General features: G+C 43.1%; 16 protein-coding genes, 1 pseudogene and 1 other annotated feature. Of the genes and pseudogenes, 1 reads left to right on the forward strand and 16 read right to left on the reverse strand.

Going from position 1 to position 14,706, the window contains the following annotated elements; all coding sequences use genetic code 11:
* Positions 1-9: 9 nt before the first annotated feature.
* From priA to gmk, 3 genes are all read right to left on the reverse strand, one after another.
* Positions 10-2,418 (reverse strand): primosomal protein N', encoded by a 2,409-nt coding sequence (priA, locus tag LA20533_RS00695; RefSeq protein WP_056946317.1) that lies wholly within the window; start codon positions 2,416-2,418, stop codon positions 10-12.
* A 62-nt stretch (positions 2,419-2,480) separates the two neighbouring features.
* Positions 2,481-2,693, reverse strand: a complete 213-nt coding sequence (gene rpoZ / locus LA20533_RS00700; RefSeq protein ID WP_054744869.1) for a DNA-directed RNA polymerase subunit omega — start codon at positions 2,691-2,693, stop codon at positions 2,481-2,483.
* A 1-nt stretch (position 2,694) separates the two neighbouring features.
* Positions 2,695-3,309, reverse strand: coding sequence for a guanylate kinase (gene gmk, locus LA20533_RS00705; protein ID WP_056946319.1), 615 nt, complete (start codon positions 3,307-3,309; stop codon positions 2,695-2,697).
* Between the two features lie 176 nt (positions 3,310-3,485).
* Here gmk and LA20533_RS00710 point away from each other — a divergent pair, with 176 nt between their 5' ends.
* On the forward strand, positions 3,486-3,824 hold the full coding sequence (locus LA20533_RS00710) for a hypothetical protein (RefSeq protein WP_056946321.1): 339 nt from the start codon (positions 3,486-3,488) through the stop codon (positions 3,822-3,824).
* Between the two features lie 76 nt (positions 3,825-3,900).
* Here the strand turns inward: LA20533_RS00710 and LA20533_RS08405 are convergent.
* The 13 genes and pseudogenes from LA20533_RS08405 to rplU form a co-directional block, all read right to left on the reverse strand.
* Positions 3,901-5,278 (reverse strand): annotated as a pseudogene (locus tag LA20533_RS08405) (IS3 family transposase).
* 100 nt (positions 5,279-5,378) lie between these two features.
* On the reverse strand, positions 5,379-7,061 hold the full coding sequence (gene recN, locus LA20533_RS00725) for a DNA repair protein RecN (protein WP_056946324.1): 1,683 nt from the start codon (positions 7,059-7,061) through the stop codon (positions 5,379-5,381).
* A 21-nt stretch (positions 7,062-7,082) separates the two neighbouring features.
* The gene (locus tag LA20533_RS00730; RefSeq protein ID WP_056946325.1) at positions 7,083-7,898 is read right to left on the reverse strand and encodes a TlyA family RNA methyltransferase; all 816 of its coding nucleotides are present in this window, start codon (positions 7,896-7,898) and stop codon (positions 7,083-7,085) included.
* Positions 7,879-8,778: a polyprenyl synthetase family protein gene (locus LA20533_RS00735; protein WP_056946326.1), complete on the reverse strand. Its 900-nt coding sequence runs from the start codon at positions 8,776-8,778 to the stop codon at positions 7,879-7,881. The genes LA20533_RS00730 and LA20533_RS00735 overlap by 20 nt, the downstream gene beginning before the upstream one ends.
* Positions 8,768-9,007: an exodeoxyribonuclease VII small subunit gene (locus LA20533_RS00740; protein ID WP_054744861.1), complete on the reverse strand. Its 240-nt coding sequence runs from the start codon at positions 9,005-9,007 to the stop codon at positions 8,768-8,770. The genes LA20533_RS00735 and LA20533_RS00740 overlap by 11 nt, the downstream gene beginning before the upstream one ends.
* Entirely contained in the window at positions 9,000-10,349 is a 1,350-nt protein-coding gene (xseA, locus tag LA20533_RS00745) for an exodeoxyribonuclease VII large subunit (protein ID WP_054745294.1), read from the reverse strand. Before xseA ends, LA20533_RS00740 begins: the two co-directional genes overlap by 8 nt.
* Entirely contained in the window at positions 10,349-11,197 is an 849-nt protein-coding gene (locus LA20533_RS00750) for a bifunctional 5,10-methylenetetrahydrofolate dehydrogenase/5,10-methenyltetrahydrofolate cyclohydrolase (protein ID WP_056946327.1), read from the reverse strand. The genes xseA and LA20533_RS00750 overlap by 1 nt, the downstream gene beginning before the upstream one ends.
* 97 nt (positions 11,198-11,294) lie before the next feature.
* Positions 11,295-11,696 (reverse strand): transcription antitermination factor NusB, encoded by a 402-nt coding sequence (gene nusB / locus LA20533_RS00755; RefSeq protein WP_054744859.1) that lies wholly within the window; start codon positions 11,694-11,696, stop codon positions 11,295-11,297.
* A gap of 1 nt (position 11,697) precedes the next feature.
* Positions 11,698-12,156, reverse strand: a complete 459-nt coding sequence (locus LA20533_RS00760) for an Asp23/Gls24 family envelope stress response protein (protein WP_054744857.1) — start codon at positions 12,154-12,156, stop codon at positions 11,698-11,700.
* Between the two features lie 12 nt (positions 12,157-12,168).
* Positions 12,169-12,732, reverse strand: a complete 564-nt coding sequence (efp, locus tag LA20533_RS00765) for an elongation factor P (protein ID WP_054744855.1) — start codon at positions 12,730-12,732, stop codon at positions 12,169-12,171.
* Between the two features lie 60 nt (positions 12,733-12,792).
* Positions 12,793-13,911: a M24 family metallopeptidase gene (locus LA20533_RS00770; protein WP_056946329.1), complete on the reverse strand. Its 1,119-nt coding sequence runs from the start codon at positions 13,909-13,911 to the stop codon at positions 12,793-12,795.
* Between the two features lie 50 nt (positions 13,912-13,961).
* The gene (rpmA, locus tag LA20533_RS00775; RefSeq protein ID WP_054744853.1) at positions 13,962-14,261 is read right to left on the reverse strand and encodes a 50S ribosomal protein L27; all 300 of its coding nucleotides are present in this window, start codon (positions 14,259-14,261) and stop codon (positions 13,962-13,964) included.
* A gap of 28 nt (positions 14,262-14,289) precedes the next feature.
* On the reverse strand, positions 14,290-14,601 hold the full coding sequence (gene rplU, locus LA20533_RS00780) for a 50S ribosomal protein L21 (protein WP_054744851.1): 312 nt from the start codon (positions 14,599-14,601) through the stop codon (positions 14,290-14,292).
* 12 nt (positions 14,602-14,613) lie between these two features.
* Positions 14,614-14,682: a sequence feature (ribosomal protein L21 leader region), on the reverse strand.
* Between the last annotated feature and the right edge of the window lie 24 nt (positions 14,683-14,706).

Raw genomic sequence — 14,706 nt, forward strand, 5'->3', positions numbered from 1 at the left:
GAATATCCTCTACATAAATTTATCGGGCTCGCGATCGATATAAATGTTGAGTCCGTATTTTTTCTGTGTTTGAGCTGCATCCTGGATCTCGTGCAGAAATGCATTTAATTCTGGCTCTCTTTTATATTTTACCAATATTTGATAGAAATAATGCTGTTTTATTTTTGAGACCGCGCTTGGAGTGGGGCCCAAAATGAGAACGCGTCCATTCAGCTCGCGCATCAGTTTTCGTTTGATGATAAAAGCCTCTTTCGCGGCATTCTGCTCATTCTTACTAGACACGCTAATGAGGGATGTGAAGAAGTACGGCGGGTAGTTTCCTTGATGACGCACCTGCATCTCCTGGTGGTAGAAACGTTCATAATCCTGACTTTGAGCAAGAACAATGGCATAATGCTCTGGATTATACGTCTGTACGAGCACAGAACCCTTTAACGCAGCTCGGCCCGCCCGACCACTCACTTGTGTCAACAATTGAAAAGTTTTCTCGGCAGAACGAAAATCCGGGAAAGACAGAGCTGTATCGGCGTTGATTACGCCGACCAGAGTTACGTTACTAAAATCTAATCCTTTTGCAATCATCTGAGTTCCAAGCAAAATATCCGCTTCATTTCGCCCAAACGCATTCAGAATCCGTTCGTAACTTCCCTTTTTTCTGGTCGTATCCACATCCATCCGCAATATTCTTGCTTGTGGAATTAGCTTACCTAGTTCTTCTTCAATCTTCTGCGTTCCCGTACCATAGAAACGAATTTCATCTGAGTGACAATTGGGACAACTTGTCGGCACAGCCTCCGTATGGCCACAGTAATGGCACTTCATCTGGTTGGTGGATTTGTGATATGTCAGGCTAATGTCACAGTTTGGACATTTCAGGACGAATCCACATGAACGGCAGAGCATGAAGCTAGAGAAACCCCGCCGGTTCAGTAGTAAGATTGTCTGCTCTTTTCTTTGAACACGGGTTTTGATTGCGTCAACTAATTCTTGCGTCAAGTCAAACTGTTCACCCGCAAATTTGGCCTCTTTTAAATCCAAAATTTTCACTGTCGGTAAAGACTGCTGGTTGGTTCGTTTAGTCAACGTCAATAACTGATAGACGTTTTTAGAAGCACGTGCACGGCTCTCTAGGGAAGGCGTGGCACTCCCAAGAACAAGTGTCGCCTTATTGTAATCGCTACGCCAAAAGGCCACATCGCGTGCGTGATAACGTGGCGTGTCATCTTGTTTATAGCTGCTCTCGTGTTCCTCATCGATAATGATAAGGCCCAGGTTCTGCAGTGGCGCAAAAATAGCGCTGCGTGCACCCACAACTACCTTAGCTTCATTTCGCCGAATACGCCGCCATTCATCGTACTTCTCACCCTCGCTTAAACCACTGTGCAACACAGCCACCGCATCGCCGAACCTTGCCTGCACCTGCCGGACCATCTGTGGCGTGAGCGAGATCTCCGGAACAAGCATCAGCGCAGTCTTGCCTTCATCTAGCGTATTGGCGATTGCATGCAGGTAAACTTCTGTCTTACCACTACCCGTTACGCCCTCTAGTAGAAAGGTGGTTGCTGTATCAGCATTCACACTGGTAGTGATTTGTTCTAGTGCTTGGACCTGTTCTGGTAAAAGTACTAGGTCATTTCTATTCTTATTAGTCTGTGTGGTAATGGGACGGCGATATACTTCAGCCTTCGATCGTGTTAACCAGCCTTTGTCAGCGGCTACCTTAATTGTGGCACCGGAAATAGCCAGCTGCTGCTCTAGCTCCGTTTGACTAAGCGGTAATTTAGGCTCTGTAATTAGAAAATTTAGTAGCTTTTGTTGCTGATGTGCATTAGCACGTAGCTTCTCCAGCTCCACGCGTAATTCGCCACTCGATTTTACCGCAGTTATCTCGCTAATTTCTTTGACTTTCGCCCTTGATTCAACCAGGTACTCAATCTTGATCTTGTCCACGCGCAATAAACGATTAATGCTCGCGATAATTGTGCTATCTTGGTCGTCAATTTCGGCCAAGTCAATTTCTTGTTTCTCCCCAAATAGCTGCCTAACCTCTAGATCATCTTTGACTAGTGGCACTAAAATTTTGCGATAATTGGCCCGTAGCACACTTGGCAGCATCGTTTTCAAGATAGTTATCCGGTATGAGAAAATATATTGACTGAGCCATGCGGATAAATCGACTAACTCCGGTGTCAATGGGGGTAGCTCATCAACAATCATTAGTAACTCCTTTAGCTGACCTTCGTAGTCCGTTTCGTCAACCAATGAGATTACAAACCCTTGCACTTTCCGACTCTTACCAAAAGGAACGACGACCCGTGAGCCCACCTGCACATCGTTTTCTAAGATGTGCGGCACCAGATATTCAAATAAGCGATCTGTCTGTTTTGCAGCGACGTCCACTACTACTTGTGCAATCATTTCTGCCCACCTTTTAAAAAACCTCCATTCACTAAACGTGATGAAGGATTAATTGTCATTCATTAAATTGATTCTTTCTTATCGGGGTCAATGGTAACTGAACCGGCCGCAATTTCCTCGAGTGCCTTACCAACGGTCTTGTTTGACTTATATTGATCTAACACTAGGACCGAACCACTCTCGATTTCATGGGCACGCTTAGCAGCGAGTATTGCCAAAGAATATCTTGAATCAACGTTTTCTAGTAATTTATCAATTGATGGGTATGAAATCATCTTAATTCTCCTTTATCATTTTCCGATAATTATCGATTACTCGTGGCACACGAACATGTTCACTTGAGACAATGTCTTTGATTCTGTTAACAGCATTCTCTACTTTATCATTAACGACAGCATAATCATAGTTCTCCATCATCATGATTTCAACTTTGGCCTGGGCCATCCGCTTCTCGATGACGGCAGCAGCGTCTGTGCCGCGTTTTGTTATCCGATCCTTCAGTTCCATCAAATCGGGTGGTGTGAGGAAAATAAACACACCATCTGGCATTTTCTCACGGACCTTCATGGCACCGTTAACTTCAATCTCCAGCAGAACATCATGTCCTTCAGCCAGCATCTTCTTAACTGGCGTTAGCGGCGTACCGTAGAAATTATCAACGTATTGGGCATGCTCCAGCATCTTGCCGTTTGCAATTGCCTCCTTAAATTTATCCTTCGTCGTAAAGTAGTAATCCTCTCCATCTACTTCGCCCGGACGCGGTTTCCTTGTAGTCATCGAGACCGAGTACTGAAACTCAAATAATTTACTCTCTACCATTTTTTGACGAACGGTCCCCTTTCCAACACCAGAGGGGCCAGACAAAACAATTAATAATCCCTTTTCGGACATGTTCTCTTCCTGTCATCTATCTAAAATTAATATATCAATCATGCATTAAAAGTCATTTTTTTTCAAGTTTTTCATCGTGTTTTTAAAATTTTTTGCAGCAATGAAATAATGTTGTTGCAAAATAGAACGTTTGTTCGTATAATAGAAATACAAACAAATGTTCGGAGGAGTAAATAATGGACTTCAAGATTAATTCTTTAGATGCAAACGTGAACACACCTGCCAATACCGCATTCATCAGTAGACTAACAGAGACCTATCAGAAGCTCTTTGACTACTCCATTCCAGAACTGACGATTATCGAGGATCTTCCAGCTGAACGCTTGGAAAAGTTAAACACAGCTTGGCATACAAAAAATCTTGTTCTTGTGACATTGGACGATGAACGGCAAATTATTGGTCGAGTTCAGCAGATTACGCCAGTTAGCCAAGTTGTACTTGCCACATATCACTCAAACGTGATTGAGTTTGTTCCACTCAATCGAATCTTCAAAGTTGAATCTGCAACTAAATAGTCATTTAGCTACAAAAAAAGACCGCACAAGAAATTACTTTTGAAATTGAAGTGAACCCCAAATATTGGACGAAACTTTAAGCAACTTTCTGGGTGGTAAGAACACGGTATTTAACCGGGCTCTTACCACCCAGTTTTGTTTTGATTCTCGTGAAATTATAATATTGAATCCAGTTTGCTACGGCTAGGGTTAATTCTGCCAAGGTTTCTAACTGTTTTTGATCATAAACTTCTGCTTTTAGAATGTGAAAAAACTTTCCATGGCCGCATTATCTAAGCAGGTTGGCTTGCGTGACATACTCTGGAAGAGACGTTGTTGCTTTAAAATGCGGACACAACGTGGATTTTGATATTGAAAGCCTTGATCAGAGTGGACCGTTGTCCGATAACCTAGTTGTTTTGGAATCAGGTTGATCGCTGTTGTTAAAACATCGGTGGTGAACGCCACAGTTGGGTTTAAAGAAATATCATGGCTCAGGACTTCACCGGAAAATAGATCATAAACACACGTAAAGTAAGCCCGTTCTTCAATCGTTTTATTGCCCCAACAAAGCTCCGTAATATCAGTCGTTAACTTTTGATACGGTCGATTAATCATAAAGCGTCGTTTAAGTCGATTCTTAGCGACAGCTCCAACCGTTCCCTTGTAAGAGTTATATTTACGGGTTTGCTTATTATATACCGTTGATAACAGGTTCAGTTCACGCATTAGTCGTAAGACTTTCTTATTATTGACCACCAGACCCATTTCACGCAATTGGCCAGTGATCTGGCGATAACCGGACGCGGTCACGTTAGCCTTAAGGTCTGTAATGGTTTGTTTAAGGATCACATACGGATTGTTTTCAGTTGGGAGATACTTTATCGCGTAGCTATAGGTGCTCTTGGCCATGCCAACGACTTTGAGGATCTTGCCGCACCGATATTTGGGCCTTAGTTCTTGGATGATTTGTGATCGTTGTCTACTTGTAATTGAGCCAAGGCCTTTAATTTTTTTAGGTATTCATTCTCGATCTTTAGTAATTCATTTTCGTCACGTAAGCGTGTTAATTCATCTGGTTGTTTTGTTTTCTTGCCTTGTTTATCAGCTGACATAATTTTTGATCGTCCTCGGTTACGAAACAAGGCATCAAGGCCTTCATATTCAAACGTTCGTCGCCATTGCCAAACGGTTGACGGCGCAGAAATATCGAAGTTAAGGGTAGTTTCGGTTATAGATGCCTGATTCGTTTTCATCCAGTTGAAAACAGTCACCTTAAAAGTGCCATCATAAACTTTCTCTGGTCGGCGAATCTCAAGCCCCTTAACACCGAAACGTTGGTATTGAAGCACCCATTTATTAACGGTTGCATGACTTTTAATCCGGTACTTTCTAGCAATCAAGATAAAACCCAATGAAGAAGTCAAATAGTCTTGAACAACATGTAGTTTAAACTGCTTGGTATATTTGGTCATAGTAAAACCCCCGGTATTGATTTTGGTCCAATACCGGGGGTTCACTTCAATCTACTAAGTTAGTATTAGTAGTTATGGACTTTTTCGGTTTGATAATTATTTAGTTTTTTTGAGCTAACAAATCGGCCGCATTCTTCAAGGCAGACTCCGTTACCTTATTTCCCGCAATCATCTTTGCAATCGCCTGGACCGAGCTGCTGTCATCAAGCAAATCAAGCTCTGTGTATGTCTGATTGTTGGCAATTGTCTTGGCGATGAGGAAGCGTTGATCTGCAATCGCCGCAACCTGCGGTGCATGCGTAATTGTCAGTACCTGCTTTGTCTTAGAAAGCTCGAGCATCTTCTGACCAATTGCCGCCGCAACGCGTCCCGACACACCAGTATCAATCTCATCAAACATCATTGTTTGAACGGCTGATAGTTGCCCAAAAATTACTTTCAGGGCGAGCATAATTCTAGATTGTTCACCACCAGAGGCAATCTTAACGAGGGGTTTTAATTCTTCACCCGGGTTTGGTGAAATCAAAAATTTAATCTCATCTAAACCATTTGTTAGAAAGTTATCGGTTTGAACAATAGAGACTGCAAAATCGGCTTTTTCCATATACAAATCGCGTAATTGATGCTTGATTTCTTGCTCGAGTTGCTGCGCAACTTTTACCCGGGCACTATGCAATTTAGTCCCGATCTCATTGAGATACTTTTCTTCTTGCTTAATGAGTTTATCGAGCTGCTGTACATCATAATCGCTATCGTTAAAACCAGCCAGTTCCTGTGCATTTCTATCGTAGAACGACAGTACGTCGGCTAAGGTTGGTCCGTATTTCTTCTTCAAGATATTTAGTTGACTCGACCGCTCCAGTAGAAATTGATAATGTTCCTCATCGAAGTCGAGCGTATCTAGCAGATCTTGAACACGCGCGCGCGCATCATCAAGTGCATAATACGCATCATTCAATGAGTCTGCGAGACCTTGGTATTCGTGACTAAGGTTTGCTAGACTCACGGCATCATTCATGGCGACACCCACCGGATCCACCACATTCTGATCTTCAGACTCCAAGATGGCCTGGATGGAGTTAGCCGTTTCCAATATTTTCTGGTAATTATCAAGTCTAGTTAGTTCATCGTCAATTCGCTCATCCTCAGTAGCATCTTCAATCTTAACTTCCGCAATCTCATTGAGTTGAAAAGTTAAAATATCTTTCTTCTGAGCAATTTCTTGGACATTTTTGGTAACCTGATTTAAGTGCTTCTTGGCCTCATTGAAGGACCTGTAATGTGTCTGATAATCTGCTAATAATTGTCTGATTGCCGTATCACCAAAGCGGTCAAGCAGAGTTACATGAGCGGTCTCGTCCATTAGTATCTGCTGATCACTTTGACCGTGAATATCGACTAATTTCTGTCCCAGACTAGCCAAAACGTTAATCGTCGTCAGCTGACCGTTGACGCGGACGGTATTGCGCCCCTTCGTCGTAATCTCCCGCTGCACCAGAAGTGTTTGGTCATCTAATTCAGGTAAGCCATAGTTTGCCAGATCTTGTTTAATCAACGGTAAGGTGGTTTCGCCGACTTCAAATTGACCGGTAACTGTACTGCTTTTACTACCAGTTCTAATGAAGTCTGTAGATGCACGGCTTCCCAGCAAAATAGCTAACGCGTCAATTAAAATAGACTTACCTGCGCCAGTTTCACCAATCAGAGCAGTAAATCCCGTTGTGAAATCAACCTTTAAGTCCTTGATAATTGCAAAATTTTGGATATCTAACTTGGCTAACATAATTTAACCTCATTCACAAATTTATTCTAGATCGGCTACTGCAGCTTGAACTAATTCCTGTGGAGTAACCTGCCATAATAATTGCGCCACTTCGTTCGCGTTCTTTCTTAGATGAATTAGAAATTCTATATTACCATGACCACCCTTTACCGGTGAATAGTCCAGATTAACTACATCAAATCCGTTTTTAAGCGCAGAATTAATAATCTTCTCTATCACCTGTTGATGAACCCGATGGTCACGAATAATTCCGTTCTTACCAACATTTTCTTTACCGGCCTCAAACTGCGGTTTAATTAAACAAACTGCGTCGCAGCCGTCCTTCAAAATAGCATGCATCGGCGGCAGAATTAGATCAAGGGAGATGAAGGATACATCGGTCATGGCAAAGTCTGGAAGTCCCGCGGTGAAATCCTCTGGCTTACTGTACCGAAAATTAACCCGCTCCATCACAATTACTCTGGGGTCATCCCTTAACTGCCACGCCAACTGGTTATAACCAACATCGAGGGCGTACACCTTTCTGGAGCCATTTTGTAATGCAACATCGGTGAAACCACCAGTTGATGCACCAATATCTAGACAGAGTCTGTCTTGTAAGTCAATCTCAAATACCTCGAGGGCTTTCTCAAGTTTGTAACCGCCACGACTAACGTATTTCTGACCATCGTCCTTGATAATAAACTGCTCATCTTCAGGGAATTTATCCCCTGCTTTATCAATCCGTTCAGAATTGTGATCGAGAACTAGCCCGGCCATGATTGCACGCTGCGCCTGTGAGCGTGAATTAAATAAACCTTGCTCAAATAATAATGTATCAACTCTTTTTTTGGTCATTCTCTAACACTTTCTTAAAGATATTGGTAAAACCTAGTAAGACACCACCGTCAAAATCACTAAGGTCCTGCCTCATTTGCTCCACCAGCTGGTTGAGATCTTTTCTGGCACCAGCAATGCCAAACCTGGTCACATAATTATTCTTTCCTGCAGCTGCGTCTTTCTCAGTTGCTTTGCCGGCTTCTGTTGCGGTCTCAGTCACGTCGACCAAATCATCATAAATCTGAAAGGCTTGCCCGAAATCGGTCGCAAATTTAACAAGTTGTTGGGCTTGTTGTTCATTCGCTTGACCAAAAATTGTTCCCATTTTCACCGCGGCAATAATTAATTCAGCAGTTTTTTTGTACTCTAACTGCTCAATCGTCTCCTCATCAACATCTGAGTTAGTTGAACGAATATCGATAAATTGGCCGCCCACCATGCCATTTGGTCCAATAGCATCTGTCAGTACCCGTGCTGACTGGACCACCTCTGCACTATTTAAATCGGCAACCAACAGCCAGTTGATACCCATAGTGAGGAGGGCATCGCCAGCCAAAATTGCATTGGCTTCGCCAAATTTCTTATGACTGGTCAGTTGACCGCGCCGATAATCGTCATTATCCATGGCTGGCAGATCATCATGAATCAACGAGTAGGTGTGGATAATCTCAATCCCCCCCGCAACTTTCACATGCTCATTTGTAATCTCGCAACCAAGCTCCACCAATGTAGCCAAAAATAAAAGGGGGCGCAACCTCTTACCTGGAGCTAAGACAGAATATGTTAAGACTGTTCGTAAGTTCTCATCAGTCACTCTAGCAACCAGCGCCTGTTTCAAAAAATCATCGATGGTCAATGAATATTCAACAATAAATTCGCTGAAACTCCTACTTGTCATCAGGATTCTCACTTACATCTAACGGTTTAACCTGCCCATCCTCGTCCATCAACTTAGCTACTGTCGCCTCTGCTTTTGCTAACTGTTGTTCCAGATTCTTACTCAATAAGACCCCTGTCTGAAACTGAGTTAAAGCCTCATCCAAGGGAATAGCACCATTTTCCAAATTCGTAACAATCTGTTCTAAATCAGCTAATTGTTCCTCAAAACTCTTTTTCTGATTACTCATTACGTCTCTCCTCTATCTTGATGGCTTCTGCCGTGACTATGCCATCCTTAAAATTCAATTCTAACAAATCGTTCTGCTTAACTTGTGTTACAGATATTATTGTCCGATCACCCTTGTTGGCCAGAACATATCCGCGACCGATAATCTTCAATGGACTTATTGCATCAAGCTTGTTAGCTGCTAAACCAAGGCCATTCTTCTTGTTATTCAATACTGCTTTCATTTTAGCAAAAAGACTCTGAAGAAGGAATGTGTTTTGATTAGTCAGGTTAGCGATATTCTGTTGGAGCAGGCGTTTATTGAGTCGCTCCTTCAGCAACACAGTTCTATGTGCCAAATCGCTATTGCGCTTTGTAATGGCTTTTAGTAAGCGTTGCTGTAGGAGATCCACCTGCTGTGTCCGCTGGTCAAAGAGTCTGTTTGGCTGCGTCAAGACGATATTGCTATTCACGCGCTCTAATCCTTCACGTTTTAAACGCAGTACAACATTGATTCTTGAAAACAATAATTGTTGTTGTTTCTTCAAGCTAACCAACTCATCAACCAGTTTGGGTGTGGCTAGTTCTGCCGCCGCTGTTGGTGTTGCTGCACGATAGTCTGCCACCAAATCACTCAATGTCGTGTCAGTTTCATGCCCAACCGAGCTAATTACCGGTAACTTCATCTCGGCAATCTGTCGGACCACAACTTCCTCGTTAAATGGCCAAAGATCCTCGATTGAACCACCACCACGCCCAATGATTAGCACATCATAGTTAGCAACGTCTCGTTGCACGCGTTTCAACGCATCAACTAAACTATACTTAGCCTGATCACCCTGCACAACGGCTGGATAGAGGACAATTTCTGCCTGAGGATACCGCCTATTGGCCGTGGTAATGATGTCGCGAATAACTGCCCCAGACCTACTCGTAATCACCGCAATTCTCTGCGGAAAATGCGGTAAAGCCCTAGTTGGTAAATCAAATAAACCTTCAGCTGCCAACTTGCCTTTTAATTGCTCATACGCCTGATACAATGAGCCGACGCCGTCTGGTTCCATCTTATCAATGTTAATCTGATATTCACCGCTCGGTTGATAGAGGGTAACCTTCCCCCTAACCAGTACCTTCATTCCTTCTTCTGGCCGAAATTTCAACTTCTGATAGGCCGACTTAAACATCACAACTTTGATCTTGCTGTGTTCATCCTTCAAAGAAAAATACTGGTGTGAATTTGGTCGCTCACGAAAATTAGATATCTCACCACTCAAGAAAACATGATGGAGGTATGGGTCATATTCAAATTTTCTATTTAAATACTGATTAAGGAGCGAGACAGTAATATATTCCGGTGAATTCATTAATCTTTCCTTTTCTTTGCAATCTCTACCACTTGTTGCATAAGTGTAATGACCGTCATGGGTCCAACACCACCAGGAACCGGCGTGATCAGACCTGCTTTTTTTGATACTGCTGCAAAATCTACATCTCCAACAAGTTTACCGGCTTCATCCCTATTCATGCCAACATCAATCACAATAGCCCCGGGATGCACCATGTCCTTCGTAACGAATGCTGCACGTCCGGTTGCTGAAACCAAAATATCGGCGGTCCGAGTCAACTCTGGTAAATTTTTAGTTTTTGAGTGTGCAATCGTAACCGTGGCATCCTGCTGTAACATGAGCGCCGCTAGTGGACGACCGACAATATTGCTTCTGTTGATGATTACAACATTTTGGCCGGTTAAGTCAATGTTCTTCGCCTTCAAAAGCGTCATGATCCCACCAGCAGTTGATGGAATGATTGCCGGATTATTCTGCCATAAATGACCGAAATTAACGGGACTAAATCCATCGACATCCTTTTCAGGTGCGATTGCATTGATGACAGTCTCCTCGTTAATTGCAGCCGGGAGTGGTAGTTGAACCAAGATTCCGTCAACGCCCGAATCTTGATTCAGTTGCTCAATGTTTCGTAACAATTCGGCCTCGTTTACAGTTGCTGGCAAGTGAATAAGCCTAAACGAAATACCCAGTTCCTCGGCACGACGTCCCTTATTTCTAACATAAATAGCACTGGCACTATTATCACCAACTAGGATAACAGCCAACTTGGGCTGCACACCAGACCGCTTCAATTCAGCCACTGACTGTCTTAACGAGACGGCTAACTCATTGGCAATTGCCTTACCATCAATTAAATTATTCATCCAATACCTCCCATTACTCTGCTAAGTATAAATCAAGCACTAAGTAAGTAGTCAAGCTAGAATATAAAAAAACTGGTACAAAAAGTACCAGCCTGACTTATTTAGAGACGAAGTTTGACAGGATTCCGTTGATAAACGCCTTTGAGACATCATCACTAAACTCTCCTGCTAGATTCAATGCTTCATCGACCGCAGCAATCTTTGGAATACTTTCACTATTTTGAATTTCGAAAATTGCTAACTCTAAAATAGATAAATCAATCTTATTAATTCGTTCAATTTTCCAGCCCTGCTTCAGGTACTGTGCAATTGACTGGCGTAAGTCTGCCCGCTTCTCCTCTACGCCGTTAACTAGGTAAGTTGCATACTCTGGCGTCTCCTGGTCGAAGTCCGTCGTGTTTTTGACCTGTTGGATGGCGCTTTGAGCCGTCAACTCCTGGTTCTGGTTTAGCAAAAAGATTACTTGGAGTGCAAACCGTCTAACTTCATGTTGATTCATCTTAATCTAATTGCTCCTTCGTCAAAGCTTGCTCATCGGTTTCTTCCTCTGAATTAGAGAATAAAGAGCCAGGATTAGCCTGCTCCTCTTCCTTAATTGAATACAAGCCAACAACGTGAATATTAATTTCCTTCAATTTCAAATCAGTCATCTGTTCAAGTTGCGTCTGGAGCTTCTTCTGTAATTCTAAAGCAACCTTCGGGATGTTGACTCCACTCTTGAAATAAGCATAGACATCGGCCAATAATTCATTATCGACCACCTTCAAATCAACACCTTTACCGTGATTTTCACGGCCAAACAACTTATTAATATTGTTTGCAAGTGTACCCCGCATCTCATATACGCCATCAACTTTAGTTGCAGCAATACCAAGAATTACCTCGAGGACACGCAGGTCAATCTTAATTTGGTTATCTTCGTTTTCGTTGGTTAAGATAATTGTAGAATTTTCAGCCATTTTTCTGCCTCCCTAGTTGTTAGAGCGAGAAATATAAGAACCATCTGTCGTATTGATTGTTAACTTGTCGCCAGCGTTAACGAAGAATGGCACTTGAACAACGAGTCCAGTCTCCATAGTCGCTGGCTTAGTACCACCGCTTGATGTGTCGCCCCGAATTCCTGGTTCTGTTTCGGCCACAGTCAAGTCGACGGTGTTAGGAAGCTCGACACCAATAGTCTCACTACCATACATCATGACGTTAACCACCATGTTCTCGAGCAAATACTTTTGCTCTGCGACAATTTCTTCCCCTGGTAATTCGATTTGCTCATAGGTATCTGTGTCCATGAACACGAAGTTGTCACCGTTCATATAAAGATACTGCATCTTCTTAGTATCAACTTGAGCCTTCTCGACCTTCTCGGTTGATCTAAAAGTCTTCTCTTGTAATGCACCAGTCCGTAAGTTCTTTAACTTAGACCGCACGAACGCACCACCCTTACCTGGCTTTACATGTTGGAATTCCACAATGCGCCATAGTCCGCCATCAAATTCGATGGTTAAGCCGTTTTTAAATTCATTAACAGAAATCATTTGATTTTCCTCCGTATCTAGTTATCATTTTACCAATCAATGGGGTCCCGTTGCAACAAACTATAGGATAATTAATTCTTCTTTTGGCAAAGTTGTTAAAACAGCGGGAGTTGCACTAATCCGCACGTCGTCTTCGATCCGCACGCCACCCTTTCCTGGGAGATAAATTCCCGGTTCGACGGTCGTGACCATATTCTCCAAGAGCATCGTCTCTCTGAATTTCATTGTTGGGCTATTAATCTCGTGAATATCCAGGCCGATGCCGTGACCGATGCCGTGACCAAAGTATTGACCATACCCGGCCTCATTAATCAGATTTCTTGCCGCAGAATCTACGTCGGCACCCCTGTTACCAGCCACGCTAGCAGCAATTCCCTGCTTATTGGCCGCCAGCACAACCTGATAAATCTCATTCAGCTCTGAACTAACCGTTCCCAAGGCTACAGTCCGTGTAATGTCAGAAACATATCCTTCAAACACACAACCGAAGTCAATCGTAATCAGTTCGTGTGCCGCTAGCTGCTTATCACTCGCCTTACCATGTGGCCAGGCTGAACGCACTCCAGAGGCAACGATTGTCGCAAACGAAGGACCACTAGCTCCAGGCTCTTTCATAGCGTATTCGAGGGCCGCGGCGATTTCACGCTCTGTTTTACCAACAGCGATTTGGGGGAGAATCGCTTGAAAACTCTGCTCGGAGATCTCAATTGCACGCCGTACTAGCGCAATCTCATCTTCATCTTTAACGAGCCGTAGCCGCTCCACGAATTCAGTTACCAGTTCATATTCCAGTTGAGAATCTTGGGCCTTTAAGGTAGCAAATGCCGTTGCCGAAAGAAAATCTCCTTCAATTAGAACTTTTTTGCTTGCATGGGCATGCAGCAAAGCAACGATTTCCGGCATCTCGCCACGTGTCTTCATGACCACAGAAATCGTGCTCGGAACCTCAGTCTTAAGCTGGCTGGCGAACCGAGAATCAGACAGTAAAAAGCTGCTGCCGTCGGAGAAAATCACCAATTGCGCCTCCTCGCCAGTAAAGCCAGTGAGGTAGCGGATACTCGTCTCCGAGAAGACAACCATCGCTTCTGCTGCCTCTTTTTTAATCAACGAGATGAGCTGTTCTAATCGCCGCTCAATTGTCTTTTGTCTGTTTGAATCCACTAAATATTCTCTATTCATTATTTTCACCAACAAAAAAGGGCTGAAATTTCAGCCCTTTTCCTAATTAATTATTTTGCTTCTTCAAGTGGATAAACTGAAACTTGTTTACGGTCTCTTCCAAGACGTTCAAATTTAACAACGCCTTCAACTTTAGCAAACAAAGTATCGTCGCCACCACGACCAACATTAAGTCCTGGGTGAATCTTAGTTCCGCGTTGACGGAAAAGGATTGAACCTGCAGTAACATTTTGGCCATCAGCTCTCTTAGCGCCTAAACGACGACCAGCTGAGTCACGGCCATTAGATGTGGAACCGCCACCCTTATGGTGAGAAAATAGTCTTAGATTTAAAATATTCTTGATTAACATTCTATTCACCTCAATATTGAGCTAGTAACTAGCCCTTAATACTTTCAATAACGACTTTGGTATATGGTTGACGGTGACCCTTTTTGGTATGTGAATGCTTCTTAGGCTTGTACTTGTAAGTAACAACTTTCTTTTCCTTACCTTGCTTCTCAACCTTACCAGAAACGCTTGCGCCATCAACTAATGGAGCGCCTACTTTAGTGTTCTTGCCATCGTTTACTAAGATAACTTGATCAAAAGTAACATTTTCACCTTCAGCAACGTCTAGTTTCTCAACGTAAACGGCTTCGCCTTCGGCTACTTTATATTGTTTACCACCTGTTTTAATGATTGCGTACATAACGTACACCTCCTATATTCTTAGACTCGCCACCACCGGGTGCTACGCTTTAAAACCCTTGATGTGCGGTTGCAGCTGTGTGGTCCACAAATACAACTACACAAT

Source organism: Amylolactobacillus amylophilus DSM 20533 = JCM 1125 (assembly GCF_001936335.1).
Lineage (GTDB): Bacteria > Bacillota > Bacilli > Lactobacillales > Lactobacillaceae > Amylolactobacillus > Amylolactobacillus amylophilus.

What these genes read in the sequence shown, in the direction of transcription:
- recN (WP_056946324.1), bottom strand. Translation starts at nt 7,061, where the DNA reads ATGTTAGCCAAGTTAGATATCCAAAATTTTGCAATTATCAAGGACTTA.
- LA20533_RS00750 (WP_056946327.1), bottom strand. Translation starts at nt 11,197, where the DNA reads ATGAATAATTTAATTGATGGTAAGGCAATTGCCAATGAGTTAGCCGTC.
- LA20533_RS00760 (WP_054744857.1), bottom strand. Translation starts at nt 12,156, where the DNA reads ATGGCTGAAAATTCTACAATTATCTTAACCAACGAAAACGAAGATAAC.
- LA20533_RS00710 (WP_056946321.1), top strand. Translation starts at nt 3,486, where the DNA reads ATGGACTTCAAGATTAATTCTTTAGATGCAAACGTGAACACACCTGCC.
- rplU (WP_054744851.1), bottom strand. Translation starts at nt 14,601, where the DNA reads ATGTACGCAATCATTAAAACAGGTGGTAAACAATATAAAGTAGCCGAA.
- LA20533_RS00770 (WP_056946329.1), bottom strand. Translation starts at nt 13,911, where the DNA reads ATGAATAGAGAATATTTAGTGGATTCAAACAGACAAAAGACAATTGAG.
- gmk (WP_056946319.1), bottom strand. Translation starts at nt 3,309, where the DNA reads ATGTCCGAAAAGGGATTATTAATTGTTTTGTCTGGCCCCTCTGGTGTT.
- LA20533_RS00740 (WP_054744861.1), bottom strand. Translation starts at nt 9,007, where the DNA reads ATGAGTAATCAGAAAAAGAGTTTTGAGGAACAATTAGCTGATTTAGAA.
- LA20533_RS00730 (WP_056946325.1), bottom strand. Translation starts at nt 7,898, where the DNA reads ATGACCAAAAAAAGAGTTGATACATTATTATTTGAGCAAGGTTTATTT.
- rpoZ (WP_054744869.1), bottom strand. Translation starts at nt 2,693, where the DNA reads ATGATTTCATACCCATCAATTGATAAATTACTAGAAAACGTTGATTCA.
- nusB (WP_054744859.1), bottom strand. Translation starts at nt 11,696, where the DNA reads ATGAATCAACATGAAGTTAGACGGTTTGCACTCCAAGTAATCTTTTTG.
- xseA (WP_054745294.1), bottom strand. Translation starts at nt 10,349, where the DNA reads ATGAATTCACCGGAATATATTACTGTCTCGCTCCTTAATCAGTATTTA.
- priA (WP_056946317.1), bottom strand. Translation starts at nt 2,418, where the DNA reads ATGATTGCACAAGTAGTAGTGGACGTCGCTGCAAAACAGACAGATCGC.
- efp (WP_054744855.1), bottom strand. Translation starts at nt 12,732, where the DNA reads ATGATTTCTGTTAATGAATTTAAAAACGGCTTAACCATCGAATTTGAT.
- LA20533_RS00735 (WP_056946326.1), bottom strand. Translation starts at nt 8,778, where the DNA reads ATGACAAGTAGGAGTTTCAGCGAATTTATTGTTGAATATTCATTGACC.
- rpmA (WP_054744853.1), bottom strand. Translation starts at nt 14,261, where the DNA reads ATGTTAATCAAGAATATTTTAAATCTAAGACTATTTTCTCACCATAAG.